Origin of the sequence: Ruegeria sp. R8_1 (genome assembly GCF_017743815.1) — a bacterium.
Lineage (GTDB): Bacteria > Pseudomonadota > Alphaproteobacteria > Rhodobacterales > Rhodobacteraceae > Ruegeria > Ruegeria lacuscaerulensis_A.
In genome coordinates this window covers 574,653-600,598 of sequence record NZ_JAGHRL010000002.1, presented here as the reverse complement: position 1 = coordinate 600,598, position 25,946 = coordinate 574,653, and the positions used below count along the sequence as shown (strand labels likewise).

The following is a 25,946-nucleotide window of genomic DNA, read 5'->3' as shown; positions in this document are numbered from 1 at the left end:
TGCCGGACGGTCTAATTTGAGGTGAGCGTTATAGCAGCGCGCGCTTCAGGCTCAAGCCGAGGTCGCAACCCCAACAACGGGGCAATGCGCCCGATCAGCTCGGCAGCAACGGGCACGGCTGTCCAACCGGCCGTGCGGCGCTTTTCGCCGTAGGCGACGATCGATGGCTCATCCAGCGTGACGATCAGCACGTATTTGGGGTCATAGGCCGGGAAAATGGTCGCGAAGGTGGAAATCACCTTGTCATCATAATAGCCGCCACGTGGTTTGGGCTTATCAGCCGTGCCGGTCTTACCCGCCACGTCATAGCCTGCAACATCGCCGAAGCTGGCGGTGCCGTCGGTGACAACCTTGCGCAACATCCGCTGCGCCTGTTGCGCGGCACTGTCAGACATCACGCGCGGCCCGTATTGAGGCCCGTTTTTGCGCAAGATCGTCGGGCTGACATAATGCCCACCATTGGCGATCGCGGCATAGCCCGCCGCCAGATGCATCGGGCTGGTCGACAGACCGTGGCCATAAGAGATCGTAACCGTGCTGAGTTCGCCCCATTTCTTGGGCTTCAAAGGCTCGCCGCCCTTGGCCTCGACAATTTCAAACGGGGTCGGATCGAACATACCCAGCGAACGCAGAAAATTCTGCTGCCGTTTTGCGCCGATCTGCAGCGCCAGCCGCCCCGTTCCCCGGTTCGAGCTGTGAACGATCACATCCGCCACGCTGATCTTGCCGTAATTTTTGCCGTTGAACTCGCCAATCGGGAAGCGACCGATCCGCATCGGGCCCGACGTGTCGATGATCGTCTCGGAATTCACCAGCCCAAGCTGAACCGCCTGCGCCGCCGTGAAAATCTTGAAGACCGAGCCCAGCTCGTACACGCCCTGCACATAGCGGTTGAACAATGGGCTGTCCGAGGGATCGAACCCCGAAGTTGGCGGGCGCGGTCGGTCATTGGGATCAAATGACGGCAGCGAGGCCGCCGATACCACCTCACCCGTATGGGCATTCATCAGAACGGCCGAGGCTCCCTTGGCGTTCATGATTTTCATGCCACCATACAGAACCTGTTCGACCGCCGCCTGAACAGTCAGGTCCAAAGACAGTTGAAGAGGTTTGTTGCCGTTGGCCGGATCACGCAGATAATCGTCGAATTGCTTTTCAACGCCCGCGACACCGATTACCTCGGCGGCGCTGACGCCCTCGCGACCAAAGCCCGAGCCGCCCAGAATATGTGCGGCCAGCTTGCCGTTGGGATAAAGCCGCATCTCTCGCGGGCCGAACAGGATGCCGGGGTCGCCGATGTCATGGACAGCCTGCTTCTGCTCGGGCGATATCCGCTTCTTTATCCAAAGAAATTTACGATTGCCGGTGAAATCCTTGACCAGACGTTCTTTTTCAAGATCGGGGAAGATCGCCACCAATTGATCAGCGGCGGCTTCGGGGTCGATCATCAAGGGCGGCTGCGCATAAACCGAGTATGTGTCCAGATTGGTCGCCAGAATGCGCCCTTCACGGTCAACGATATTGGCGCGCTGCATGGCGATGGCGGCACCGGGCGCGCTGGCTAGCGGTTCCTGCGCCTCGGAGGTGGCGAGCATCCCCATGCGAAAACCAACCACCGAAAACGCACAGAAAAAGAACAGACCCAAAACCAAAAGCCGCCCCTCGGCGCGGGCGCGGGCGCGGTCTTTCATGTCTTCGTGACGCTGGCGGATATTTTCGCGCTCGATGGCTTTGGGGTTTTCGCCGCGGGCGCGGGCGTCAAGGATACGGGCTAAGGGGCGCAGCGGTGTCCGGGTCATGGGATTTGCACCTCGCCAAACGCCTGAATGTTCGTGATCGCCTGCAGTTCGATCGGATCAACGATCGGCAGATCGGGATCTTCGGCATAAGAGACCTGGTCAGCCCGCCCAAACTGTTCTGCGCGCAGAGGCAGCAGGCCCAGACGCTCGAAATTCAGGTCGGCGAGTTCACGCAACCGGTCCGGGCGGTTCAGATAGGCCCATTCTGCATTCAGAACCGCCAGCCGAACTTGCGCCATGCCGATCTCACGCTGCAGCTTCTGTGTCTCTTTGACAACTTGCTGCGTGCGGTAGTTTTCCTGATAGGCCCACAAAGCCAACCCAAATACCGAAAGCGCAGTCATCACATACAATACACTCTTCATTTTGCCCTTCCCCCAATTTGCGGCATCCCAATGGCGCGGGCCTCAATTTCCCCCGCCGGAGCCTCAGTCCGCACAGCAACACGCAACTTGGCCGAGCGCGCACGCGGATTCTCCTGCAATTCTTGATCGTCCGGCCCCACCGCCTTGCGCGTTTTCAACGTGAATTGCGGCAGGTCCTGCGCGATTTCAGGCGCGTAACGATTGGCGCGCCCGGTCTTTCCCGCGCGCGCCTGAAAGAACCGCTTGACCATACGGTCTTCGATGGAATGGAACGTCACCACTGCCAATTGTCCGCCGGGCTTCAAAGCCCGCTCGGCGGCCATAAGACCCTGAAACAGTTCCTCATATTCCGCATTTACTGCAATTCGCAGGCCCTGAAAGCTGCGCGTTGCCGGGTGCGATTGACCCGGCTTCGGGCGCGGCAAGCAGGATTCGATGATTTCGGCCAGACGCAGCGTGGTCGTAATCGCCTCATCCGCACGTGCCTTGACGATGGCTTTGGAGATGCGGCGGCTGGCGCGCTCCTCTCCAAAGTGAAACAGAATATCAGCCAACTGCGCCTCGGACGCGGCATTGACCAGATCAGCGGCACTTTCGCCTTCTTGGCTCATCCGCATATCCAGCGGGCCGTCCTTCATGAAGGAAAACCCACGCTCGGCCTGGTCCAGCTGCATCGAGGACACGCCCAGGTCCAACACAACCCCATCCAAATCCTGTGCATACTCATCCATGCGTGAGAACACACCGGGGTGCATCACCAATCGGTCGCCGTAGTCGCCAACCCAATCCGCGACCATTTCAAAGGCCAACGGATCGCGGTCCACACCGATGACCTTCTCAGCCCCCGCCTCAAGCAAGCCTTTTGTGTACCCACCGGCGCCGAACGTGCCATCCAGCCAGACGCCCGAAACAGGGGCCACAGCCGCCAGCAATGGGCGCAACAAAACAGGGATATGAGGTTTGTCCGAAGGGGGCAGAGCGTCGGCCATGCCGCTACGCCCCCTCGACGCCATCAAGATAGACCATCGGGTCGAAGTCATCGGGCAGATCGTCCAACCACTCTTCCGCCTTTGCCAGCTCTTCAGCCTCATAGGTCTCGGGCTTCCAAATCTGGAAAGTATCGCCGGCGGCTATAAAGAAAGCCTCGCCTTCCAGATCGATTTTGTTGCGCAGCTTGGCGGGCAATACCAGACGACCCGTTTCATCAACGTTGGTCGGATGGGACAGACCGTGGAACATGCGTTGCAGCATCCGGCGCTGCATAGACCCGCGCGGCAAAGCATCAATCTTGGCGTCGACCTCGTCGATCGCTTCCATTGTGTAGCATTCAAGGTATTTTCGACGATGATCGCCGTAGACGATCACAAGCTCAGGGTTATCGCCGGGTTGCCAGTTCGGGTCAGAAGTTTCAAGCACACGGCGAAATGAGGCCGGGATCGACACCCTGCCCTTCGTATCCACCTTGTGGTGGCTTTCACCTCTGAACCTGCGCGCCAAGACGACTGTCCCTTTCGCTTGCGCCCCACTTGAACTTCACGTTCCCCCCGGATGAAAAACGGCGGGTTGATCTGCTGCCACTGATCAACCCGCCGCATTGGCCCGCTGAGCGGGAAGTCCAGCTGCGCGCGCCACCTGGGGGGATGTCTGCTCGCCCGCGCGCCGGATCTCTTGATTGATGAAAGCGAGATGCCTGTATGAAACCTGAATTTTATTGGTTCGGGGTCGTTTGGTGCCCCATGTGCCTCGTCCTCATCGGATGAATAAGGGATGCCATGGGAATTCATGGAAATCAAATAAAAAATTCCGGCACGCCATCACGGAAGGCCCAATATAAGGAGAATCTCAATAGACGCAAACAGGAAAAAGGCACCATAAAAAGTATCAATATCGCACCTTGTCACTACATATAGACAAATATGAGATGAACCCAGTATGTCCCACGATTTCCCAACTTTTTTTCCTAATGTGCGGATTCTTGGGTAATCGCCATTCAAACACACCCTAAAAACCGCGAATCAGCGTTTGAAAACGAGCTGATTATCATCGTCCGCAGAAAGACCCATGGTTTCCCATTTAACCCTTCCCCAAAAGATTCTTCTCTTTTTCAATGAGCGAGGGCGCTCTCAAAGCGCACAAATTTCAGGAAATGGCGATGAAAGTTGGGGCAAATTTTATGCGCAAGAAATCAAGGTGACACTTGTGGCGAAAACTGTAAATCGTGGAAACCCTTATTTTTAAGGCACTTTTGGCAGATAGCTTACAACGCTTTGATATCTATGCACTTGCCGCATAGCAGCATTGACGACGTGAGCTATTGTGCAATCGCAGCATTCGCCTATCTTCAGTCTCAAGCAAACGCCGGAACGATCCGGCAGCAACGAGACATATCGAGTTAAGAAAATGGCAGCAGTAACACATCAGACCGCGCTCAAAGGCGCACCGGCAACCGGCCTGGCCTCTCTGATTGAAGCCGCAAAAACCCGGTACGCCCGTTATCGCATCTATCGCCAGACGGTCAACGAGCTGTCCGAGCTGTCGAACCGCGAACTGGCTGATCTTGGCCTACACCGGTCGATGATCCGTCGCCTCGCGATGCAGGCGGCAGAAGAATACAGCGCACGTTAAGCGCACCGACATAACCGAGATCAGGTCCTTCCTCCTCCCTTTAGGACCTGTATTTCAGCGGCGGCACTTCTCCTCCTCCCTGGTGTCGCCGCAGATTATACCGGCCCTGAATGCCGGAACGTGACACACCGGGTTCTCCTCCTCCCTTTCCCGGTGTTGAAAGCACGCGGCGACGTCTCTCCTCCTCCCTGACGTCGCCGCGTCTTACAAATACCGGGATCAGACCCGGAAGCAGATACATCGGGGCTTTCCTCCTCCCTGCCCTGATGTTGAAAGAGCGCGACGACACCTCTCCTCCTCCCTGGTGTCGTCGCGACTTACACATACCGGGATCAAACCCGGGTTCGGATACATCGGGACTCTCCTCCTCCCTGTCTCGATGTTGCAAAGAACGGCGGTTTCCTCTCCTCCTCCCTGGAAACCGCCGTTTTTCTTTTTCTGAACGCAAAAAAGGCGCCGCGGTCAGAACCGGGCGCCCTTGCAGAGTCGAGCATGTGCCGTCAGGCACATTCCATTTGATTAAAACGGTACGTCGTCCTTAGCCGACAAGAATCGCGATACGACCTTCTTTACCCCGGCCTTGTCGAAATCGACCTCGACCTTGTCGCCTTCGATGTCGATCACCGCGCCATAGCCGAATTTCTGATGAAACACCCGCTCACCCAGCGTGAAACTCGCCACCGCCGTCGCGTCGATCACCGTATTGCGGCCTTCTTTGGGCTGAGACATCCCATACTGCCCCTGCCGCGCCTGCATCCGCTTCCAGCCGGGCGAGTTATAGACATTCGCTTCGGCCGCGCGTGTTTCGATACTGGCCGTAGCCTGCCCGCCACCGTACAGACCCGGAGGCGTCAGCACCTCCACATGGTCCTCGGGTAACTCGTCGATGAAACGCGATGGCATCGCGTTTTGCCACTGCCCGAACACCCGCCGATTGGCCGCGAAGGAAATCGTACAGACCTCCTCCGCGCGGGTGATGCCGACATAGGCCAGCCGCCGCTCCTCCTCCAAACCTTTCAGGCCGGATTCGTCCATCGAACGTTGCGAGGGGAACAAGCCATCCTCCCAACCCGGAAGAAACACGGCGGGAAACTCCAACCCTTTCGCCGCGTGCAGAGTCATGATCGAGACTTTGGCCCCGTCGCCATCCTGCTCATTGTCCATGACCAGACTGACATGTTCCAAAAACCCTTGCAGGTTCTCGAAATTGTCCAACTGGTTGACCAGTTCCTTAAGGTTTTCCAAACGCCCCGGTGCCTCGGGCGTCTTTTCATTCTGCCAATGGGCCGTATAGCCGGATTCGTCCAGAATGATCTGCGCCAGTTCGATATGTGAGACCTCTGGCTCGCCAAACCTCAGGGGTGCACCGTCGTCGATGACCGAGTCATCCTCGACCTCAATCCGTGGCCCGCGCGTCATCGCATTCCAGCGCGCCAGCCCGTCGATCAGCTCTCGCAAAGCCTTGCCGCCTTTGCCCTTGATCAGCCCATTATCGACCGCAATCCGCGCGCCATCGACCAGCGACACGCCATGTTCTCGCGCGGTCATCTGAATCGTCTGCTGCGCCTTGTCGCCCAAACCGCGTTTCGGCGTATTTACGATCCGCTCGAACGCCAGATCGTCACCGGGGCTGACCACCAGCCGGAAATAGGCCATGGCATCGCGGATCTCCATCCGCTCATAGAACCGAGGGCCGCCGATCACCTTGTAAGGCAGACCGATGGTCAGAAACCGATCCTCGAACGCGCGCATCTGGTGCGAGGCGCGCACAAGGATGGCGATCCCATCCAGATTCATCGGACGAATCCCGCGCGTGCCGCCCTGCAGCGCGTCGATTTCTTCCCCGATCCAGCGGGCCTCTTCCTCACCATCCCAATGGCCGATCAGATTGACCTTGTGGCCGTCTTCAGCATCCGTCCACAGCTCTTTGCCCAGACGGTTTTCATTGCCGCGAATGACATTCGAGGCAGCGGCCAGAATATGCGGGGTCGAGCGGTAATTCTGCTCCAGCCGCACCACAAACGCGCCGGGAAAATCCTTTTCGAACCGCAAGATGTTGCCCACCTCGGCCCCGCGCCAGCCATAGATCGACTGGTCATCATCGCCCACGCAGCAAATATTCTTATGCGCCCCGGCCAGCAGCCTCAGCCATAGGTATTGGGCGACGTTGGTATCCTGATACTCGTCCACCAGAATATAACGGAACCAGCGTTGATATTGCTGCAACACGTCCTCGTGCTGCTGAAAGATCGTGACCATGTGCAACAGCAGATCGCCGAAATCCACCGCATTCAGCTCGCGCAGGCGGGTCTGGTATTGGGCATAAAGCTCAATACCCTTGTTGTTATACGCCCCCGCATCCGCAGCGGGCACCTTGTCGGGCGTCAGCGCGCGATTCTTCCAATCGTCGATGATCCCGGCCAGCATACGCGGCGGCCAGCGTTTTTCGTCGATATTGGCCAGCTTGATCAACTGCTTGAGCAGGCGCAGCTGATCATCCGTGTCCAGAATGGTGAAGTTCGATTTCAAACCCACCAGTTCCGCATGGCGGCGCAGCAGCTTGACGCAGATCGAATGGAACGTGCCCAGCCACGGCATCCCCTCGGCCGGTTGGCCCAACAGGCGACCCACGCGATCACGCATCTCGCGCGCGGCTTTGTTGGTGAATGTCACGGCCAGAATCTCGTTCGGCCGCGCCTGACCCTTGGTCAGAAGATGCGCAATCCGCGCCGTCAGCGCCTTGGTTTTGCCGGTCCCCGCTCCGGCCAGCATCAGGACAGGCCCATCCAAACGCTCAACCGCTTCGCGCTGCGCCGGGTTCAGTTCATCAAGATAAGGTGCGGGGCGCGCAACCATGGCGCGCTGGGACAGGGATGCGCCTTCAAAGGCGTCCATTTCATCAAAACTGCTCATCGTGCCAAGCTACGCCGAATAAGGCCCGAGGGAAAGAGTTTGTTCACCCCTTGTTCGCCAAGAATTACCGTTTGAACTATAAGCAATTCTATTCAACAGCTCTGCAGTTTGCCGGCCCGCGTTAACCTTTGCTCAAAAAGCACACCCGATAGTGAATTCAAAGCTGTGGGAGCGCGATTATGGAACAAAAACTTAAACTAGGCTGGTCATATCGGCTGAAATTGGCGGCCATTGTGCTGACGCTTTTGTCCCTGACCGCGTTTTCTGGTTGGGGAATATACGCAGTGCCAGCTCCGGTCGTGGACCGTATGCTTGAAGCGGACCTGAGAAAAGAAGCCACGCAGCTCGGCAAACAAGTGACATCGCACCTGAAGGATGTTCAAGCCACGTTCCAAACCGGATTCGTCGGCGGCCATGATCAGGAGTTTCTTGAGCTTTTGCCTGCAACATCCGACATCTATCGTTTCAAACTGTTCAACGCAGATGGTCGCGTCTTCTGGTCGTCACGGTCCTCCGACCTAGGATCAGTGAACTCCAAACCGTATTTTGACGCCGTAATCAAACAGGGCAATATCTACTATAAACACGAAGAAAAACCTTTGTCCGAGGTCGAGGATTTCGATGGCGACGCTATTCACGCCTCGGGCCCGCAAACACGCCACGTTGCCGAAATCTACACTCCGATCATTCGAGACGGTCGTTTTCTGGGCGCGATTGAGTTCTATTCGGACATTACGGATGTCAGGAACCTGTTCATAGATCGCGTGCGGTTGTCTCTGTTTATTCTCAGCACTGTTGCCCTTCTTGCGTTCAGTGTCGTGACATTGGTCGTGTTCCGCTCTAACCGCCGCCAGGTTCAAAACCTTCGCGGGCGCGCAGCCAAAGAACGTGAGTTGATGGACGAACAACTGCGTTTGGCCCGAGAAGTCCGTTTGCTGGGCGAGTTGAATGAATGGCTGCAATCCAGCCGGTCTCTGGACGAGCTGTTCGACATGGTCTCGCGTTTCATGACCCACATCCTGCCCGAGGCAGAAGGCAGTGTGTATGTATACTCGAACTCACGCGATGTGCTGGATGGGTGTGCCAGTTGGAATGGCGGCACGCATAAGTCTCACATCCACCCCGAAGGATGCTGGGGTCTGCGTCGGGGGCGAACCTATGAATTCGGTGCGTCCGAGATCGACTTTGTCTGTGAACATGCCGAGCCCCATGATGGCCGTCCTTATTTCTGCTTCCCGATTCTGGCCCATGGCGAAACGGTCGGTCTGCTGCATCTGCGGGCGCTGGAAGGCCGCGACACGTGCTTTCACAAAAGCCGCAAACTGGCGCAGCTCTGTGCAGAGCAAATCAGCATGGCAATCGCCAACGTTCGGATGCGCGACCAGTTACATGACCAGTCAGTGCGGGACCCGCTGACCGGCTTATTCAACCGGCGCCATATGACCGAGACGTTGCGCAAGTCCATTAGCCGCAGCCAGCAAACAGGCGCTCCGCTCAGTTTGATTGCAGTGGACGTGGATCACTTCAAAAAGTTCAACGACACTCATGGGCATGACGCCGGAGATATGGTTTTGCGCGCTGTTGGATCGGCATTGGAACAAGGGTGTGACCGGGATGAGATCGCCTGCAGGATCGGCGGAGAAGAGTTCATGCTGATCCTGCCCGACAATACTCCGGAAGATGCCATGACCCGCGCTGAACAGCTGCGCCAGGCGGTTGAGGGTATTACCGTGCGGTACGGTGAAAAATCGCTGCCCCGCATAACGATTTCTGTGGGTGTCGCCAATTACCCGGCGCATGGAACCATGCCGCAGGATCTTATGCGCTCGGCGGATGATGCGCTGTATGAGGCCAAGGATAAGGGCCGCAATCAGGTTCAGGTTGCCGGTAAGGTTGATCCGAGCTCTGGGCGCGGGGATCAGACTGGCGATACAACGCCTTCCATCGCAAAAATTAGCGCAAAGTCCTAAATTTCTTGCCGAATCAGACGCCAACCACGATCAATCCGTATGGATTTGCACAGCAGATACCCCAGCATCGAAGATCTGAAACGTCGGGCTAAAACCAGAATTCCCCATTTCGTGTGGGAATACCTGGACAGCGGTACCGGAGTCGAAGCGACACTGAACCGAAACCGCACCGCCCTGGATCGTATTCGCTTTTTGCCCTCAATCCTGCACGGAACGATATCTTGCGACACTGGCACCGATTTTTTGGGGAAACGTTACCCGCTCCCGTTTGGTGTAGCTCCGATCGGAATGGCGGGCTTGATCTGGCCCGACGCCGAGGGGGTTTTGGCCCGGGCCTGCGCGGCGGCAAGCCTGCCTTTTACCCTATCAAACGTTGCGACCCAAAGCCCCGAAGACATGGACGGCCACATCGGGAGTGACGCGTGGTTTCAACTCTACCCCCCAAAGGACCCAGACATCCGCATGGATTTGCTCAACCGGGTCAAAGCTGCCGGATTTTCCACGCTGGTAATGACTGCGGACGTGCCGGTGGCCTCTCGACGGGAAAGACAAACCCGTTCGGGGCTTACGAACCCGCCCAGGCTGACCCCCCGCTTGCTGGCACAAATCATTCAACGGCCTGCATGGGCCCTTGCCATGGCGCGTAGTGGGCCACCGCGGATGCGCACATTGGACAAATACACCGACGATTCAAGCAATCTCCCTCCGACAGCGCATGTTGGGTATCTACTGCGCACGTCGCCGGACATGGACTATGTCAGATGGCTGCGCGATGCGTGGGATGGTCCTTTCATAGTTAAAGGGGTGATGCGTGCCGAGGATGCTGAACCGCTGAAACAGGCGGGTGTCGACGCCTTGTGGATATCCAATCATGGTGGTCGACAATTCGACGCCGCCCCCGCAAGTATCGAGGCGCTACCAGCCATTCGTGCCGCGACAGATCTGCCACTGATACTCGATAGCGGCATCGAAGGGGGGCTGGATATTCTGCGCGCGAAAGCACTGGGCGCAGATTTGGTCATGCTTGGACGTGGTTTCATGTATGCTCTCGCAGCCCTGGGCGTCGATGGCCCTGACCATGCGATAGACATTCTGCGGCAAGATCTGCTGGCGAATATGGGTCAGCTGGGGGCAGAATCTCTGGATCACTTGCCACCTGCAATATCTCAGATTGATGCTGCGGCGCAGCACATGTAACATGTTAGCGCCAACATAGGGCGTTTGCGAGCGTTAACATGCCGGTTCTACCCAGAACGACTGATATACGTGCGCGTATTGTCCGCTTATGAACACGGCCAAACCATAAAGACCGGGACCGCAAATGACCGACTTCAACAAGATCCTGATCGCCAACCGCGGCGAGATTGCCATTCGCGTGATGCGCGCAGCCAATGAGATGGGCAAACGCACCGTCGCTGTCTTCGCCGAAGAGGACAAGCTGGGCCTGCACCGTTTCAAGGCGGATGAGGCGTATCGCATTGGCGAAGGCATGGGCCCAGTGGCTGCATATCTTTCGATTGATGAAATCATCCGCGTCGCCAAGGAATGCGGCGCAGACGCGATCCACCCCGGTTACGGCCTGCTGTCGGAAAACCCCGATTTCGTGGATGCCTGTGTGCAGAACGGCATAACCTTCATCGGACCGAAAGCTGAAACCATGCGCGCCCTTGGCGACAAGGCCAGCGCCCGCCGCGTTGCGATTGCAGCTGGCGTTCCGGTCATTCCTGCAACTGAGGTTCTGGGCGATGACATGGACGCGATCCGCGCAGAGGCCGCCGAGATCGGTTACCCGCTGATGCTAAAGGCCAGCTGGGGCGGCGGCGGACGCGGGATGCGCCCGATCGAATCCGAGGCAGAGCTGGAAGAAAAGGTACTGGAAGGCCGCCGCGAGGCCGAGGCCGCTTTTGGCAATGGCGAAGGCTATCTGGAAAAGATGATTACCCGCGCCCGCCATGTCGAGGTTCAGATTCTGGGCGACAAGCATGGTGAGATTTATCACTTGTATGAACGCGACTGCTCGGTTCAGCGCAGGAACCAGAAGGTCGTGGAACGCGCCCCTGCCCCGTATCTGAGTGAAGAACAGCGCGCGGAAATCTGTGAATTGGGCCGCAAAATCTGCGCCCATGTGAATTACGAATGCGCGGGCACGGTCGAATTCCTGATGGATATGGAGACCGGCAAGTTCTACTTCATCGAGGTGAACCCCCGCGTACAGGTCGAGCACACCGTCACCGAGGAAGTCACCGGTATCGACATCGTGCAGGCGCAGATCCTGATCGCCGAGGGCAAACCTCTGGCCGAGGCAACCGGCGCGGCCAGTCAGGCGGATGTGCATCTGAACGGCCACGCGCTGCAGACCCGGATCACAACCGAGGACCCGCAGAACAACTTTATCCCCGATTATGGCCGCATCACCGCCTATCGCTCGGCCACCGGGATGGGCATACGTCTGGACGGCGGCACCGCATATGCGGGCGGGGTGATCACGCGTTTTTACGACTCGTTGCTGACCAAGGTTACGGCCAAGGCGCCCACGCCTGAGGCTGCGATTGCCCGGATGGACCGGGCGCTGCGCGAGTTCCGTATTCGCGGTGTCAGCACCAATATCGACTTTGTCATCAACCTGCTGAAACACCCGACCTTCCTGTCGAATGAATATACCACCAAGTTCATCGACACGACGCCGGACCTGTTTACCTTCAAGCGTCGCCGCGACCGGGGCACCAAAGTTCTGACCTATATCGCGGATATCACCGTCAACGGCCATCCTGAAACCAAGGACCGGCCCGAGCCCCGGGCTGACCTGAAAGAGGCCAAACCGCCCGCTCTGAAGGGTGAACCCAAGATGGGTACCCGCAACCTGCTGGAACAGAAAGGCCCGCAGGCTGTGGCCGACTGGATGAAGGCGCAGCGCCAGTTGCTGATCACCGACACCACAATGCGCGACGGGCACCAGTCGCTGTTGGCCACGCGGATGCGCTCGATCGACATGATCAAGGTTGCGCCGACCTATGCCGCGAACCTGCCGCAACTGTTCAGCGTCGAATGTTGGGGCGGTGCGACCTTTGACGTGGCCTATCGGTTCCTGCAGGAATGCCCGTGGCAGCGTCTGCGCGACCTGCGCGAGGCGATGCCGAACCTGATGACCCAGATGCTGCTGCGCGGGGCCAATGGCGTTGGCTATACCAACTACCCTGACAACGTGGTGCAGGAATTTGTCCGTCAAGCCTCGCAAAACATCGACGTGTTCCGTGTATTCGACTCGCTGAACTGGGTTGAAAACATGCGCGTGGCCATGGATGCGGTCGTCGAGAACGGCAAAATCTGTGAAGGCACCGTTTGCTACACCGGCGATATTCTGGACCCGGATCGCGCAAAATACGACCTGAAATACTATGTCGGCATGGCGAAAGAGCTGCGCGACGCGGGCGCGCATGTTCTGGGCCTCAAGGATATGGCGGGCTTGTTGAAACCGGCCTCGGCCAAGATCTTGATCCGCGCGTTGAAGGAAGAGGTCGGACTGCCGATCCACTTCCACACACACGACACCGCGGGCATCGCCAGCGCCACCATTCTGGCCGCGTCCGAGGCCGGCGTGGACGCGGTGGATTGCGCGATGGACAGCTTCTCGGGCAATACCTCTCAGGCCACCTTGGGCACCGTGGTCGAGGCGCTGCGCCACACGGAGCGTGACACCGGGCTGGACATCAAGGCCATCCGCGAGATCAGCGATTATTTCGAGGCCGTGCGCGGCCAGTACGCGGCGTTTGAATCCAGTCTGCAGGCTCCGGCCTCCGAGGTCTATCTGCACGAAATGCCAGGCGGTCAGTTCACCAACCTCAAGGCGCAGGCGCGCAGCTTGGGGTTGGAAGAACGCTGGCATGAGGTCGCTCAGATGTATGCCGACGTGAACCAGATGTTCGGCGATATCGTCAAGGTGACACCATCGTCCAAGGTGGTTGGTGACATGGCGCTAATGATGGTCAGCCAGGGCCTGACCCGTGCTGACGTTGAAAGCCCGGATACGGATGTGGCCTTCCCTGATTCAGTAGTGGACATGATGCGCGGCAACCTGGGCCAACCTCCGGGCGGGTTCCCCGACACCATCATCCACAAGGTCCTCAAGGACGAGGCCCCCAACACGGACCGCCCCGGCAAGGATGTACCTGCCGTCGATCTTGAAGCCACCCGCGCCGAGCTGTCGAAGCAACTGGAAGGCAAAGAGGTCGATGACGAGGATCTGAACGGGTATCTGATGTATCCCAAGGTCTTCCTGGACTATATGGGCCGCCACCGTACCTATGGTCCGGTTCGTACCCTGCCCACGCGCACCTTTTTCTATGGAATGGAACCGGGCGAAGAAATCACGGCCGAGATCGACCCCGGCAAGACGTTGGAAATTCGGTGTCAGGCTATTGGTGAGACCGATGAAAAAGGCGAAGTGAAGGTCTTTTTTGAACTCAACGGCCAACCGCGTGTAATTCGAGTGCCAAACCGTCTTGTCACGTCGTCGACACAGACGCGCCCCAAGGCTGAAACCGGCAACCCTGGCCACATCGGCGCACCAATGCCCGGCGTCGTCGCAACCGTTTCCGTGACTGCCGGACAAGAGGTGAAGGAAGGCGACCTGTTGCTGACCATCGAAGCCATGAAGATGGAAACTGGCATCCACGCAGAGCGTGACGCGACCGTTAAGGCGATCCACGTGCAGCCCGGCGGCCAGATTGACGCTAAGGACCTACTGGTCGAACTTGAGTGAACGATCTAGTTTAATTCCCAACCTTCGGGCCGCTCGGACATCCGGGCGGCCCGTCGCTTTGCAAACGGGAGGGAAAACATGCTGTCTATCACACCTATCTACGCTGCGCTGCTGGCGATCATCTACGTCGCTCTCAGCGGCTGGGTCATTAGTACCCGCCGGAGCCAAAAGATCTCGTATGGCGACTCGGGCAACAGCGAGATGCTTAAAGCGGTACGAACCCATTCCAATTTTGCAGAATATGCTCCGTTTGGGTTGCTGCTGATCGCCATGGTCGAGCTTCAGGGGACCAGCGGCCTGTTGGTCAATCTGTTGGGGCTGTGTTTGCTGTCCGGACGCATGCTGCATGCCTATGGATTCGGTAAGACGCCTCAGATCGTTATCCTGCGCCAACTCGGTATGGTTTTGACGTTCACAGCCCTTCTGGTGGCGGCTATCTCGAATCTGATATTGGCCTTTTGATCACCGCAACACGGGTCAGCCGGTCAAAACACGTGTTTCAACCCTAGGCAATTGCCCGAGGTCAGGCTCGGCCTTTCCAAGCCTGTCCTCGTCCCGCACGCTCAGTGCACAGCTTAAAACGATCAAACCGGCCAATAGAGCCGTCTTAATGTCTGCCACCCGCTTCATTTCCTCGTTTCCATCCTTGTTGTTTTACGTTGCTCTATGTCTTGAACACTTCAGCAGCGCATTTCCGTCGAAATATTTTTGCAGTTTTTTGTGCTTTTCCGCTTGCAGCCCTGCGCGGGAATTTATACATCCCTCCTCACTCAACGGCGCGGGCGTAGCTCAGGGGTAGAGCATAACCTTGCCAAGGTTAGGGTCGGGCGTTCGAATCGCCTCGCCCGCTCCATTGAGAGGTCTTCGGACCAACATAGTATCTGATGCGGGCGTAGCTCAGGGGTAGAGCATAACCTTGCCAAGGTTAGGGTCGGGCGTTCGAATCGCCTCGCCCGCTCCAGATACCAAATTCTTGAAACTTTTCTGGCCACCTGCCAATTGTTGCGCCATTCTGTTGGCGTTGTAGGTGTTATCGTTACAAGTTTCAGGATTTTAACATGTCAGGATATAGTATCAGGTCACTGACCGCAGATGAATTACAGCACGCCGTTGACTGGGCAGGCCGCGAAGGGTGGAACCCCGGCGTGCACGACGCTCAGTGTTTTCGCCCAATAGACCCAAATGGATTTCTGGGCGGCTTTCTGGATGGTGAGATGATCGCGTCGGTCTCGGCCGTGAACTATGACGACGCTTTTTCATTCCTTGGCTTTTACATTGTTCGGCCCGAATTTCGACATCACGGCCACGGTCTCGAGATAGCCAGACACGCACTTGCCCATTGTGAAGGCCGCAACATGGGGTTGGATGGCGTGGTCGAGCAACAGGATAATTACCGGAAATCAGGGTTCACCTTTGCCTACAACAATTTCCGCTTCGGCGCCCCCGTTCGACAGGTCTTGCCCAAACTGGGTCAAGTTCTGGGCAACGGGGTTGCGCCCATAAAGACAGCCACCGACGCCCTTAAAGCCTACGATCGGCAGCTATTCCCGGCAGCGCGGGACGTATTTTTGCAAAGCTGGCTAAACGCCTACTCCCACATCTCACGCGTCTACACCGAAAATGGTCAGATCAGAGGATATGCCACCCTTCGTCCCTGCAAGACGGGATATAAGGTGGGTCCGCTATTTGCCGACGACGCCGCAATAGCGCAGGCGCTTTTGGCCAGTTTGCTCGCCGCTATTCCTGTAGATCACCGCGATCACGATGTCTTTGTCGATATGCCCCAGCCCAACGATGCCGCCATCGCGATGGCGCAGCAGTTGGGGTTAAAGAAAGTGTTCGAAACAGCGCGCATGTATTCCGATCATGAACCGGACATCGACCTGAGTCGGGTTTTCGGGGTAACTACGTTTGAGTTGGGTTAGAACGCCTTGAACGTCATCGTGGTCAGCGATCTTTCGATATCAGGAATCACCAGCAAGTTTTCGTTGATGAAATGACCCACATCCTCAGTTCCCGGGATATAGAGCTTTAGCAGCAGGTCGTATTCACCGCTGGTCGAATAAAGCTCGGAATGAATTTCGCGCAGGGCGATGTCTTCGGCCACCTTATAGGTGGTGCCGGGTTTGCAGCGGATCTGGATGAAAACGCAGGTGGACATGGGCCGGGCCTTATTGGTTCGTGTTGGTCGCAAGCTGGCACGAGGCGCGCCAGGGTGCAATCCCCTGCAACAGTTTACGGCGAATGCGCCTTTGCGGTCTGGATATGCGCGCCCTTCCCCGTCTATAAGCGCGCCTGAAGCAAAAGGAATTCGCCCATGCGCAGCGCAAAGATCAGCCGTCAGACCGCCGAGACCGAGATCTCGGTCGAGGTCAATCTGGACGGCACCGGCACCTATGACAACCAGACCGGCGTCGGGTTCTTCGATCACATGCTGGACCAACTTGCGCGTCATTCGCTGATCGACATGACGATCCGCGCCAAGGGCGATTACCACATCGACGACCACCACACGGTCGAAGACACCGGCATCGCGCTGGGTCAGGCGCTGACGCAGGCACTGGGCGACAAGAAGGGCATCCGGCGCTATGGCGAATGCCACTTGCCGATGGATGACGCGCAGGTGCGCTGTGCGCTGGACCTGTCGGGCCGTCCGTTCCTGATCTGGAACGTGGACCTGCCGACGCACAAGATCGGCACGTTCGACACCGAGTTGGTGCGCGAGTTCTTTCAGGCGCTCTCCACCCACGGCGGCATCACCCTGCATATCGACCAGTTGCACGGCTTCAACAGCCACCACATCGCCGAGGCCGCCTTCAAGGCCGTTGCCCGCGCGCTGCGTTCGGCGGTTGAGACCGACCCGCGCAAGGCAGATGCGATTCCGTCCACGAAAGGCGCGCTGTAAATGCTCACCGCCATTATTGACTACGAAAGCGGCAACCTGCACTCGGCCGAAAAAGCGTTTCAGCGCATGGCGCGGGAATTGGATGCGGGTGAGGTTGTCGTGACCTCGGACGCGGATGTTGTCGCGCGCGCAGACCGGCTGGTTCTGCCCGGCGACGGTGCGTTTCCGGCCTGCGCCGCCGAGCTGCGCGGCCATAAGGGCATCCATGACGCCATGGTCGAAGCGGTCGAGCAGAAAGGCCGTCCGTTTCTGGGCATCTGCGTCGGGATGCAACTGATGGCCTCTACAGGCCATGAATACACCGACACCGATGGTCTGGCCTGGGTTGCGGGCGATGTGGTGCGGATTGAACCGTCAGACAGCGCGCTAAAAGTGCCGCATATGGGCTGGAACGATCTGGTTCTGGAAAGCGATCACCCGGTGTTTGACGGAGTGAAATCCGGCGATCACACCTATTTCGTCCACTCCTACCATTTCCGCGTCACCGATCCGGCACAGCGTCTGGCTTATGTGGACTATGGCCAAGAGGTCACGGCCGTGATTGGCCGTGACACAATGGTTGGAATGCAGTTTCACCCCGAGAAAAGTCAGGATGTGGGCCTGCGCATGATCGGGAACTTCCTGACGTGGACGCCCTGATCCCTTACTGAACGCGGGTCCAGGTCTGGCCGCGGCAGATCAGACCACCCGCGGCACAGCCTTTGACGGTCAGCTTGTTCTGGCTCTCCAGCTGCATTTTTGAGCCGTAGGTCTTATCGCGATCGGGCGCCCAGATTTTACCGCCGGAATACGCGCCATCCCCTTGCGCCTGCATGTCCCAGATCATCTGTTTGCCCAGATTCTCATAGTTCAACGATTGATTGCCCGAGGCGTCAAACGCGCTATCGATGGTTCCACAGATGGCACTGCCGCAGGGCTGGATCGAAACGTGCAGATAGTTGCCTTCATCTCCAGGCTCGGTTTTCCAAAGACCGTCGACCGGGTCTGCCAGCGCTGCCGTAGAAAGAACAGAAAAGGCTGCTGCTGCAATGAATGTAGATTTCATGATCTTCTCCCTTTTATGAGGCCACTTTGTCGCGCCTTATGTCGTCGGGCAAGAATGACCCCGCGTCGCGTTGCATCCCCTGCCCCGCTTGTGCGATATCCCCCGCGTGTAACACTGATATAGGGCCGCCGATCATGATCCTCTACCCCGCCATCGACCTCAAAGACGGCCAGGCCGTGCGCCTGTTGCGTGGCGAAATGGACAAGGCGACTGTGTTCAACGACGACCCGGCCGCCCAGGCGAAAGCATTTGTCGAAGCCGGGTGCGAGTGGCTGCATCTGGTCGACCTGAACGGTGCCTTCGCCGGCGAGCCGGTCAATGCCGCCCCGGTCGAGGCGATCCTGTCGGCATGCAAAGTACCCGCCCAGCTAGGTGGAGGCATCCGCGATATGGCAACAATCGAAACCTGGATCGACAAGGGACTCGCCCGCGTCATCCTTGGTACCGTTGCGGTCGAAAACCCAGATCTGGTCCGCGAAGCCGCGCGTGAGTTTCCCGGCAAGGTCGCCGTGGGTATCGACGCCCGCAACGGCATGGTCGCCACCAAAGGCTGGGCCGAGGAAACCGATGTCGAAGTCACTGATCTAGCACGCAGCTTCGAGGATGCGGGCGTCGCGGCCATCATTTACACCGACATCAACCGCGACGGCGCGATGCAGGGCCCGAATATTGATGCCACAGCCGCCCTCGCCCGCGCTGTGTCCATTCCGGTGATCGCGTCGGGCGGAGTGAGCTCGCTGGACGACCTGATCGCCCTGCGCGATTGTGGCGTGGAATTGAATGGCGCGATTTCGGGTCGTGCGCTTTATGACGGGGCGCTTGATCTGAAAGAAGCGCTGGCCACGCTCGGCGCTTAATCAAGCCGACCGGCGGTTATTCCAGCTTCCATGTGTGTTTCCGGGGCTGCCCATCTTTGTATGGCTGCAGCTCCGTTTCACTGATTTTCACGAATTGAAAGCAACCGGTCCAGTCTCCGGTCTTTTCGCACCACTTATCGCCATCAATATACCACTCGCCGTCGTAGGAGTTTCCCCCGAAATTACCGGCAAGTTTACCTTTTTTGCGACCAGTACTGTATGCCTGTGCCCACTGGGTCTTGTCATCCTGATTAGAAATAGACCGGACTGTTGATCCGGGTAGGGTTGCCAAGAGTTCTGACTTGGACATGAATTCTTGCGCATACGCTCCGGTGGCAAACACACCGGCACACATCACTGCTGCGCTGATTGTTTGTAAGGCAATTCTCATAAAAACCTCCCAATATGTACTTTGAAATGCGGCAATTCTATCACAAATCGCCGCCATCCCAAAACTTGAGAGGTATCGCCACGCACCCGCCGGCGTGGCAGAACCTTATTGCGCGGCCGCTGCAGTCAGTTTGGCCAGTGCCCCGCGCATCTTTTCGATGACCGGCGCGTCAGAGACACCATTGAGATCGTCCAAGGTCTCTTTCGGGTCTTCATAGGCCAACCAAACCTGCCCGTCGGCGTCCTCGTAAGCCTGAACCTTCAGCGGCAGGAACAGCCCGGCGCGCGGGTCGATCTGCATGGCGGGTGTACCAAGTGCAGGGTTGCCGAAGATCAGCACCTGATTGGCCGGGATCGGTGTGCCCACCTTCTCGGCCCCAGCGGCATGGTCGACGCGGGCAAAGACGGTCGCGCCTGCATTGCCGACCGCAGCCTCAAGCGCGTCCAGCGCCTCGGCCACGGATTTATTTGTTTCAACTTTGATGATGTCGTCTGCCATGGCGGACAGTGCCCCTCCGAATGTGAGTATTGAAGCAAGAATAAGATGTCGCATCTCGATAATCCTTTTCATGAATTTCACATCTAATTTCCACGGCTTCGCGGCAGATCACAATCACAAGTCTGGCATCGGCGGGGCTTTGCCGTTAGAGGTGCGCCAACAAAGGACTTCGACATGCTGAAAACACGCATTATTCCCTGTCTGGACGTCGCTGATGGCCGCGTGGTCAAGGGCGTCAATTTCGTCGGCCTGCGCGATGCGGGCGACCCGGTGGAATCGGCCAAGGCTTACGATGAGGCTGGCGCGGATGAGATCTGTTTTCTGGACATTCACGCCACCCATGAAAACCGCGGCACCATGTTCGACGTGGTTCAGCGCACGGCCGAGCAATGCTTCGTCCCCCTGACCGTAGGCGGCGGCGTACGCACTAAGGACGATGTTCGTGCCCTGCTGTTGGCGGGGGCGGATAAGGTCAGCTTCAACTCTGCCGCCGTAGCCAACCCCGATGTGATCGGCGAATCCGCCGATCAGTTCGGCAGCCAGTGCATTGTCTGCGCCATCGACGCCAAGACCGTCAGCCCCGGCAAGTGGGAGATTTTCACCCATGGCGGTCGCAAGCCCACAGGCATCGACGCGGTCGAGTTCGCCAAAACCGTTGTCGCCAAGGGCGCGGGTGAGATTCTGCTAACTTCGATGGACCGCGACGGCACCAAGGCGGGGTTCAACCTGCCCCTGACCCGCGCGATTTCCGATGCGGTGGACGTGCCGGTGATTGCCTCGGGGGGGGTCGGCAATCTGGACCATCTGGTCGAAGGCGTCACAGAAGGTGGGGCCAGTGCGGTTCTTGCGGCCTCGATCTTCCATTTCGGCGAATACACTATCCGCGAGGCCAAAGAGCATATGGCCGCCGCCGGCATTCCCATGAGGCTGACATGAGTATCCTGCACGATCTGGCCGCCACGATCGACTCGCGCAAGGGGGCGGACCCCGACAGCAGTTGGACGGCCAAGCTGTTGTCCAAAGGCCCCGAGAAATGCGCCGAGAAATTCGGCGAAGAGGCCGTCGAAGCCATCATCGCAGCGGTCAAGAACGACAAAGCCGGGCTGACAGCCGAGGCAGCGGATGTGCTGTATCACCTGCTGGTCATGTTAGCCGCGCGCGATGTAGCGCTGGATGATGTTTTGGCCGAACTGGCCCGCCGTCAAGGTATCAGCGGCATCTCCGAAAAAGCTGCAAGGCCAAAGGGCTAGGCTTTCGCCGACGTGCCTTTATGATCGGGTTTCAACACCGAACGGATCAAAGGGCCCGCAGATGATCAAAACCTTGGCCACCCTATTGGCCCTTGTGGCGCTGGCTGCTTGTGCCAGCCCTCCGCCCCAAACCGGGGACGAGGTGCAACGTCTGGCCACCGAAATCCGCAATCTGGGGCCCGGCGTTGATCCATCCGAGGCCGACCGCGCCGCACGTATCACCTATGCCTATACCGCGCAGCTGGCGCAGGAATACCAGATCACCGATCCCCCGCTGATCCACAATGCCAAGGTCAACAAGGGCCTAAGGCCGCGCGGACTGTGTTGGCACTGGGCCGAGGATATCGAGCAGCGCCTGAACCAAGAGGGTTTCAAAACCCTGAAGATGCACCGGGCCATCGCCAATGCGGATAACCCGCTGCGAATTGACCACAGCACCGCGATTATCAGTCGTTCAGAGGATGGGATGCAGGACGGAATCATTCTGGACCCCTGGCGGTACGGCGGAACTCTTTTTTGGTCACCCTTCAGCGAGGACACCCGATATGACTGGGTCCCGCGCGAGGTTGTGTTGGCACAAAGGCGTATCGAACAATACGGCGAGCTCCTCGCGTATACAGGCCAATAGCTTATAGCTTGGACGAGATCACCCCAGTCGCGAACCCACCCATGCGCAGCTCGCCGAAAAGGCGCTGATATTCGATCTTGGGACAGCGATTCATCACCACATCAACACCGCGCGTCTGCGCCTTTGCTGCAGCGTCGGCATGTTCTACACCGATCTGCATCCAAATGGTTCCCAATTCCGGAAACGCGTCCAGTGCTTGATCAACGATCGGAGGAACAGCCTCGGACCGTCGAAAAATATCAACCATATCGACCGATTCCCGAACATCTGACAAAGACGCCCGAACCTTGGTGCCAAACAGCTCTTTTCCCGCATGCCCAGGATTGACCGGGATAACCGTGTACCCCTTGAGCGATAAGTAGCGCGCAACATAATAGCTGGGCCGGACCGGGTTCATCGAAACACCGACCACGGCCACAGTTTTCGTGCGCTTAAGGATGTTCGACAGAAATGCGTCTGTGTATTCAGTCATGCCGCCACCCTATGCGCAGTTCCGCAAAGAAAAAAGCGCCCAGGTAATAACCCGGGCGCAAGGTGTTGGAACGAGGGACAGTGAAATGACCCGCGGCAGTTCCGTTCCGCGGTCACTGTGACATTTAAGCATGTCCAGGCTAAAAAAAAGAGGGGGCGCGCATTTTTGTGATGACAGATCACGAAAAGCGGAAACTCGCCTAGTTTTCGTAGAGGATAACAGGCCAGTTTGCCTCGGCCATTCGAATAAATCCGGTTGTATCCTGTTCCCACATACGCTCGATCGCTGGCGAGTGCGTCAGGTAAAGGCGTCCATCGATTACCTGCCACAGGTTCGGGTCTGTACTGACCAATTCCCCCTGAGCCATCGCATAAGCGCAGTACCCTCCGAACTGGGGCGCATACGCACGCGGGTTCATTTCGAACGCATCACGGTTTTCAGGTGTCGCAAAGTGCCACTCGGCCCCTTTCCACACCACAGAATACTCTGGGCGGCCGCGAACAGGGGCATCGCCGTTGAAATACGAAACCGCATCATACCCAGCCATAGCTGCGCCATCCGTCTTGTAAAACACGGGTAAGTGCTGCGCGAACGCAGCAGGAGCAAGCATAGAGGCGGTTATCGCGCCCAATAGGAAACGTCGGTTCATCTTCATGAGGTCTTCATTAGGAAGTCAAGGTATCAAGATGCAATTGATTAATGCATCTGAAACCCCTCTTAACGCGGATGTGATCGCGCGTGGGTGAATAAACGCCCTAGTCGAAAATATCCTCGATCACATCCCATGCTTCGTCGAACACGCGTGAAAAGACGCTCTTTTTCTTCTTCTTTTTGGTCTTTCGCTGTTTTTCGATTCGGCGGTCCGGCTTTACGTCGGACAGCTTGCGCTTGGGCACCATTTTGAGGTCGTGCAACGGTGCGCCGCAACTTGAACAGCTTAGCTCGTGGCGCTGCTTACCTTTCAGCACCAGCGCAGCTCGGGTGCCGCAATAGCAGCAGGTGACAATTTTCGAAGGGGTGGAAATGGCGCTCTCCTGTCTATCTATGCCTTGAAGCATATAGGGCAATTGCGGCCGCATTTGAGACATTCAGCGATCCAAAGCCGCCTGCCGCGTCAATTTTCACCAAGTGGTCAACGGTTTCCTTGGTTTTCTGCCTTAACCCCGGCCCCTCGGCCCCAAGCACCAAGGCGACCGGTTGGTCGAACTTGCCATCCAGCGTCGCCTCTATCGTCTGCTCGGCCTCTCCATCCAGGCCCAGAACCAGAAAACCCATATTCTGTAGTTCGACAATGGTATCGGCCAAGTTGCGCATGCGCAGGTAAGGTTGCCGCTCCAGCGCGCCGCTGGCCGTTTTGGCCAAAGCGCCGGTTTCCGGGGCCGAATGATGTCGCGTGCCGATCACCGCACTGGCCCCCAGAACCTCGGCCGAGCGGAGAATCGCCCCGACGTTATGCGGGTCGGTCACACGGTCCAGCAAAATGACACGCGGATGTTCACGCCCGATACAGTTTTCGGCCAGCCCGCCCCAATCCAGCGGCTTGACCTCAAGCGCGGCCCCCTGATGCACCGAGCCGGGGTCAATCGGAGCCGTGAACTTGCGCGGGTCAACCATTTCAGCCTCGATCCCTGCAAATTCAATGGCTTCGTTCAGCTTGTCGCGGGCATTCCGGGTCACGATTAGGCGCAATTTCTGCCGTTTGGGGTTCATCAAGGCATCGCGCACAGCGTGCAGGCCGAACAACCATACAGTTTCAGAAGCGGCCGCCTTGCGCGCCTGTTCCTTTTCAACGACCCACTTGGGTTTCTTCATTTCTTGGGCCTCCTGGCCGGGAATTCGGTTTCCTGCGCCAAAGCAGTATTTTCCTGTTGACGCTCGTTTAAGGCGCTAGTAATCACGCCTCCACGTCAGGTGCAACGCCTGACAGTGGGCGACAGGCCGCAAGGTGTGGCAGGGGACTGTAACTCCCTCGCGGAGACGCACGCCTGGTTCGATTCCAGGGTCGCCCACCATCTTCCTCAGATGGTAAAAAAGCGCAACAGGTTGCGTAATGTGCAGCGCGCATCAACTTCGTTCGCGAAATTGAATCTCTGGGTGACGTCGCGAGTTTTCATATTAAAAAAACGCCCCTGGCATACCAAGGGCGTTGTTTTTTACACTGAAAGAACCCGCGTTAAGCAGCGGCTGCTCGTTGCGCTGTGATACGGTCAAACCATTCCAGAATGGCATCTCGTTTCGGCGTAATTTCTTCTGCTGCGCCGCCCGTGAACTCTTGGAACTTTTCCATGTTCAGACCGTTAACGCCAACTAGAACGGGGATATCCTGCGCCAAAGCTTCGGCAATCAAAGGACGAAACCCGCGCCCGTCAGCCTCATGTTTGCCGAACTTGTTGACGATCAACAATTGCGGCTTGTCGGCAAGCGACGCGGTCACATACCCCACAGCCTGTTCCAGCGCGGCGGGATCCAAACGGCATCCTCGGGATTGGGTGCCCAGCGACTGCGAGATGCGGATGGTGTCACCTTCGGGCAGAACGCGCACGTCCATATCGCATTTGGTGCTGTCAACGCATTCAGTGTTGGTTTGCACAACGCCTGCAAGCCGAGCGCCAGATTTCAACAGTTGTTCAGCAGCTGCGGCCAGCAAAAGATCGGTCGCGCCACGGTCGGTGGTGGTTACATAGCCCAGGTACATTCAGAGACCCTCGTCGTAAAACTGTGACATTCCAGATAGCACGCAAGATACGCTCCGGCCACTCCTTTACCCTAAGGTAAAGGAGAAAGCCCGATCACAGCTGCGTGCAGGTGAAGCAGAACCGCATATGCGGCAAGTGAAACCAGCCAGACCCAAAGGGGTGGCCAGGGATGCGGGGCGCGCAGGGAAAAGCGCGCGGTGTTACGGGACAGGCGAATCCATTCGATGCCCATCTCGCGGGATTTGCGCTGGTCAATCAGGGCCATTCCCATCGCCGCGAACCCGGCAAACAGGCCAAATAGGATCACGTGAGAAAGGCTGCCATTGGCCAGCAGATGCGCGATGGCCCACAGCATCAGCGCCGCCAGCACCGGATGTCGAGTGGCGCGCAGAATGCCCGGCTTTTCCGGATCGAACCGGCGTTGACCCAATCCACCGAATGAGAACGGATTCTGTATCGTCACGCCGGCGGTGGCCAGCCACAAGGCGATGGGCATGACCAACAATGGCACCCAGCGGAAAACAGGCCAAGGTGGGATGACCTCGACATAGGGCGCACGACTTGCCGCGACAATCAGCCAGCCCAGAACCAGCAATGACAAAGCCGAATAAGCTGCGAAATATCCCTTGCGCCCCAACGCTGTGATCAACTGCCCACGCAAGGCGGGACGCGCCGGAATAGCGTGCGTCAGCATGAATGTGATCAGCGCTGCAAGGAATAGGACCCAACCAGTCATCAGAGTCTCCGAACGTGTTGCACCCGGTTTAGCCCTG

General features: G+C 57.8%; 28 protein-coding genes and 3 tRNA genes. 15 read left to right on the top strand and 16 right to left on the bottom strand.

The annotated features are described in order from the left end of the window. Positions 1 to 11: 11 nt before the first annotated feature. Genes J7380_RS07075 through mraZ form a run of 4 tightly spaced genes read right to left on the bottom strand, consistent with a single transcriptional unit; the run spans position 12 to position 3,661 of the window. Positions 12 to 1,799, bottom strand: a complete 1,788-nt coding sequence (locus tag J7380_RS07075) for a penicillin-binding protein 2 (RefSeq protein WP_170724334.1) — start codon at positions 1,797 to 1,799, stop codon at positions 12 to 14. Next, the gene (locus J7380_RS07070) at positions 1,796 to 2,164 is read right to left on the bottom strand and encodes a cell division protein FtsL (RefSeq protein WP_170352546.1); all 369 of its coding nucleotides are present in this window, start codon (positions 2,162 to 2,164) and stop codon (positions 1,796 to 1,798) included. The genes J7380_RS07075 and J7380_RS07070 overlap by 4 nt, the downstream gene beginning before the upstream one ends. After that, entirely contained in the window at positions 2,161 to 3,153 is a 993-nt protein-coding gene (gene rsmH, locus J7380_RS07065) for a 16S rRNA (cytosine(1402)-N(4))-methyltransferase RsmH (protein WP_209195088.1), read from the bottom strand. The genes J7380_RS07070 and rsmH overlap by 4 nt, the downstream gene beginning before the upstream one ends. A 4-nt stretch (positions 3,154 to 3,157) precedes the next feature. Continuing rightward, positions 3,158 to 3,661: a division/cell wall cluster transcriptional repressor MraZ gene (gene mraZ / locus J7380_RS07060; protein ID WP_209195087.1), complete on the bottom strand. Its 504-nt coding sequence runs from the start codon at positions 3,659 to 3,661 to the stop codon at positions 3,158 to 3,160. Positions 3,662 to 4,564: 903 nt separating this feature from the next. Between mraZ and J7380_RS07055 the strand changes: the two genes are divergently transcribed. Beyond that, a complete protein-coding gene (locus J7380_RS07055; protein WP_209195086.1) occupies positions 4,565 to 4,789 on the top strand; it encodes a DUF1127 domain-containing protein in 225 nt (74 codons plus the stop codon). A 519-nt stretch (positions 4,790 to 5,308) separates the two neighbouring features. Here J7380_RS07055 and J7380_RS07050 read toward each other — a convergent pair. Then, positions 5,309 to 7,702 carry a UvrD-helicase domain-containing protein gene (locus J7380_RS07050; protein ID WP_209195085.1) on the bottom strand — a complete coding sequence of 798 codons (2,394 nt, stop codon included), beginning with the start codon at positions 7,700 to 7,702 and terminating at the stop codon, positions 5,309 to 5,311. A 179-nt stretch (positions 7,703 to 7,881) separates the two neighbouring features. Between J7380_RS07050 and J7380_RS07045 the strand changes: the two genes are divergently transcribed. The 4 genes from J7380_RS07045 (at position 7,882) to J7380_RS07030 (ending at position 14,893) form a co-directional block, all read left to right on the top strand. Further along, positions 7,882 to 9,672, top strand: coding sequence for a diguanylate cyclase (locus J7380_RS07045; RefSeq protein ID WP_209195084.1), 1,791 nt, complete (start codon positions 7,882 to 7,884; stop codon positions 9,670 to 9,672). Positions 9,673 to 9,711: 39 nt separating this feature from the next. After that, the gene (locus J7380_RS07040; protein WP_209195083.1) at positions 9,712 to 10,869 is read left to right on the top strand and encodes an alpha-hydroxy acid oxidase; all 1,158 of its coding nucleotides are present in this window, start codon (positions 9,712 to 9,714) and stop codon (positions 10,867 to 10,869) included. Positions 10,870 to 10,993: 124 nt separating this feature from the next. Continuing rightward, positions 10,994 to 14,431, top strand: a complete 3,438-nt coding sequence (locus J7380_RS07035) for a pyruvate carboxylase (RefSeq protein ID WP_209195082.1) — start codon at positions 10,994 to 10,996, stop codon at positions 14,429 to 14,431. Between the two features lie 78 nt (positions 14,432 to 14,509). Beyond that, a complete protein-coding gene (locus J7380_RS07030; RefSeq protein WP_209195081.1) occupies positions 14,510 to 14,893 on the top strand; it encodes an MAPEG family protein in 384 nt (127 codons plus the stop codon). Positions 14,894 to 14,908: 15 nt separating this feature from the next. Here the strand turns inward: J7380_RS07030 and J7380_RS07025 are convergent, their stop codons facing one another. Next, positions 14,909 to 15,052, bottom strand: coding sequence for a hypothetical protein (locus tag J7380_RS07025; protein WP_209195080.1), 144 nt, complete (start codon positions 15,050 to 15,052; stop codon positions 14,909 to 14,911). A gap of 157 nt (positions 15,053 to 15,209) precedes the next feature. Between J7380_RS07025 and J7380_RS07020 the strand changes: the two genes are divergently transcribed. From J7380_RS07020 to J7380_RS07010, 3 genes are all read left to right on the top strand, one after another. Then, positions 15,210 to 15,284: transfer RNA gene (locus J7380_RS07020), tRNA-Gly, on the top strand. Positions 15,285 to 15,317: 33 nt separating this feature from the next. Beyond that, positions 15,318 to 15,392, top strand: a tRNA-Gly gene (locus J7380_RS07015). A 97-nt stretch (positions 15,393 to 15,489) separates the two neighbouring features. Then, a complete protein-coding gene (locus J7380_RS07010) occupies positions 15,490 to 16,356 on the top strand; it encodes a GNAT family N-acetyltransferase (protein WP_209195079.1) in 867 nt (288 codons plus the stop codon). Here the strand turns inward: J7380_RS07010 and J7380_RS07005 are convergent. Beyond that, on the bottom strand, positions 16,353 to 16,592 hold the full coding sequence (locus J7380_RS07005; protein ID WP_209195078.1) for an Lrp/AsnC ligand binding domain-containing protein: 240 nt from the start codon (positions 16,590 to 16,592) through the stop codon (positions 16,353 to 16,355). The two genes, J7380_RS07010 and J7380_RS07005, sit on opposite strands and share 4 nt — an antisense overlap. Positions 16,593 to 16,748: 156 nt before the next feature. On the opposite strand from J7380_RS07005, the gene hisB reads away from it, so the two are divergent. After that, positions 16,749 to 17,336: an imidazoleglycerol-phosphate dehydratase HisB gene (gene hisB, locus J7380_RS07000; protein ID WP_209195077.1), complete on the top strand. Its 588-nt coding sequence runs from the start codon at positions 16,749 to 16,751 to the stop codon at positions 17,334 to 17,336. Beyond that, a complete protein-coding gene (gene hisH, locus J7380_RS06995; RefSeq protein WP_209195076.1) occupies positions 17,337 to 17,975 on the top strand; it encodes an imidazole glycerol phosphate synthase subunit HisH in 639 nt (212 codons plus the stop codon). Positions 17,976 to 17,979: 4 nt separating this feature from the next. On the opposite strand, the gene J7380_RS06990 is transcribed toward hisH, so the two are convergent. After that, on the bottom strand, positions 17,980 to 18,381 hold the full coding sequence (locus J7380_RS06990; RefSeq protein WP_209195075.1) for a DUF2147 domain-containing protein: 402 nt from the start codon (positions 18,379 to 18,381) through the stop codon (positions 17,980 to 17,982). 134 nt (positions 18,382 to 18,515) lie between these two features. On the opposite strand from J7380_RS06990, the gene hisA reads away from it, so the two are divergent. Continuing rightward, positions 18,516 to 19,238: a 1-(5-phosphoribosyl)-5-[(5-phosphoribosylamino)methylideneamino]imidazole-4-carboxamide isomerase gene (gene hisA, locus J7380_RS06985; RefSeq protein WP_209195074.1), complete on the top strand. Its 723-nt coding sequence runs from the start codon at positions 18,516 to 18,518 to the stop codon at positions 19,236 to 19,238. A gap of 16 nt (positions 19,239 to 19,254) precedes the next feature. On the opposite strand, the gene J7380_RS06980 is transcribed toward hisA, so the two are convergent. Beyond that, positions 19,255 to 19,629, bottom strand: a complete 375-nt coding sequence (locus J7380_RS06980; protein WP_209195073.1) for a hypothetical protein — start codon at positions 19,627 to 19,629, stop codon at positions 19,255 to 19,257. Positions 19,630 to 19,734: 105 nt separating this feature from the next. Then, entirely contained in the window at positions 19,735 to 20,181 is a 447-nt protein-coding gene (locus J7380_RS06975; protein WP_247742428.1) for a DUF302 domain-containing protein, read from the bottom strand. 120 nt (positions 20,182 to 20,301) lie between these two features. Between J7380_RS06975 and hisF the strand changes: the two genes are divergently transcribed. The 3 genes from hisF to J7380_RS06960 all read left to right on the top strand — a co-directional run bounded on the left by hisF (position 20,302) and on the right by J7380_RS06960 (position 22,005). Next, positions 20,302 to 21,063: an imidazole glycerol phosphate synthase subunit HisF gene (gene hisF, locus J7380_RS06970; protein WP_209195072.1), complete on the top strand. Its 762-nt coding sequence runs from the start codon at positions 20,302 to 20,304 to the stop codon at positions 21,061 to 21,063. Continuing rightward, a complete protein-coding gene (locus J7380_RS06965) occupies positions 21,060 to 21,377 on the top strand; it encodes a phosphoribosyl-ATP diphosphatase (RefSeq protein WP_209195071.1) in 318 nt (105 codons plus the stop codon). The genes hisF and J7380_RS06965 overlap by 4 nt, the downstream gene beginning before the upstream one ends. Before the next feature lie 61 nt (positions 21,378 to 21,438). Then, positions 21,439 to 22,005, top strand: a complete 567-nt coding sequence (locus J7380_RS06960) for a hypothetical protein (protein ID WP_209195070.1) — start codon at positions 21,439 to 21,441, stop codon at positions 22,003 to 22,005. A 1-nt stretch (position 22,006) separates the two neighbouring features. Here the strand turns inward: J7380_RS06960 and J7380_RS06955 are convergent, their stop codons facing one another. The 4 genes from J7380_RS06955 to rlmB all read right to left on the bottom strand — a co-directional run bounded on the left by J7380_RS06955 (position 22,007) and on the right by rlmB (position 24,289). Beyond that, positions 22,007 to 22,477, bottom strand: coding sequence for a CoA-binding protein (locus J7380_RS06955; RefSeq protein ID WP_209195069.1), 471 nt, complete (start codon positions 22,475 to 22,477; stop codon positions 22,007 to 22,009). A gap of 199 nt (positions 22,478 to 22,676) precedes the next feature. Beyond that, positions 22,677 to 23,126, bottom strand: a complete 450-nt coding sequence (locus tag J7380_RS06950) for a YHS domain-containing (seleno)protein (RefSeq protein WP_247742427.1) — start codon at positions 23,124 to 23,126, stop codon at positions 22,677 to 22,679. 106 nt (positions 23,127 to 23,232) lie between these two features. Beyond that, positions 23,233 to 23,535 (bottom strand): hypothetical protein, encoded by a 303-nt coding sequence (locus J7380_RS06945; protein ID WP_170753526.1) that lies wholly within the window; start codon positions 23,533 to 23,535, stop codon positions 23,233 to 23,235. Then, positions 23,516 to 24,289 carry a 23S rRNA (guanosine(2251)-2'-O)-methyltransferase RlmB gene (rlmB, locus tag J7380_RS06940; RefSeq protein ID WP_209195068.1) on the bottom strand — a complete coding sequence of 258 codons (774 nt, stop codon included), beginning with the start codon at positions 24,287 to 24,289 and terminating at the stop codon, positions 23,516 to 23,518. The genes J7380_RS06945 and rlmB overlap by 20 nt, the downstream gene beginning before the upstream one ends. Before the next feature lie 116 nt (positions 24,290 to 24,405). On the opposite strand from rlmB, the gene J7380_RS06935 reads away from it, so the two are divergent. Beyond that, positions 24,406 to 24,489: transfer RNA gene (locus J7380_RS06935), tRNA-Tyr, on the top strand. Between the two features lie 161 nt (positions 24,490 to 24,650). Here J7380_RS06935 and J7380_RS06930 read toward each other — a convergent pair. Together J7380_RS06930 and J7380_RS06925 are read right to left on the bottom strand one after the other, a co-directional pair. Then, positions 24,651 to 25,172 (bottom strand): DUF2478 domain-containing protein, encoded by a 522-nt coding sequence (locus J7380_RS06930; RefSeq protein WP_209195067.1) that lies wholly within the window; start codon positions 25,170 to 25,172, stop codon positions 24,651 to 24,653. A gap of 71 nt (positions 25,173 to 25,243) precedes the next feature. Further along, entirely contained in the window at positions 25,244 to 25,909 is a 666-nt protein-coding gene (locus J7380_RS06925) for an NnrU family protein (RefSeq protein WP_209195066.1), read from the bottom strand. Between the last annotated feature and the right edge of the window lie 37 nt (positions 25,910 to 25,946).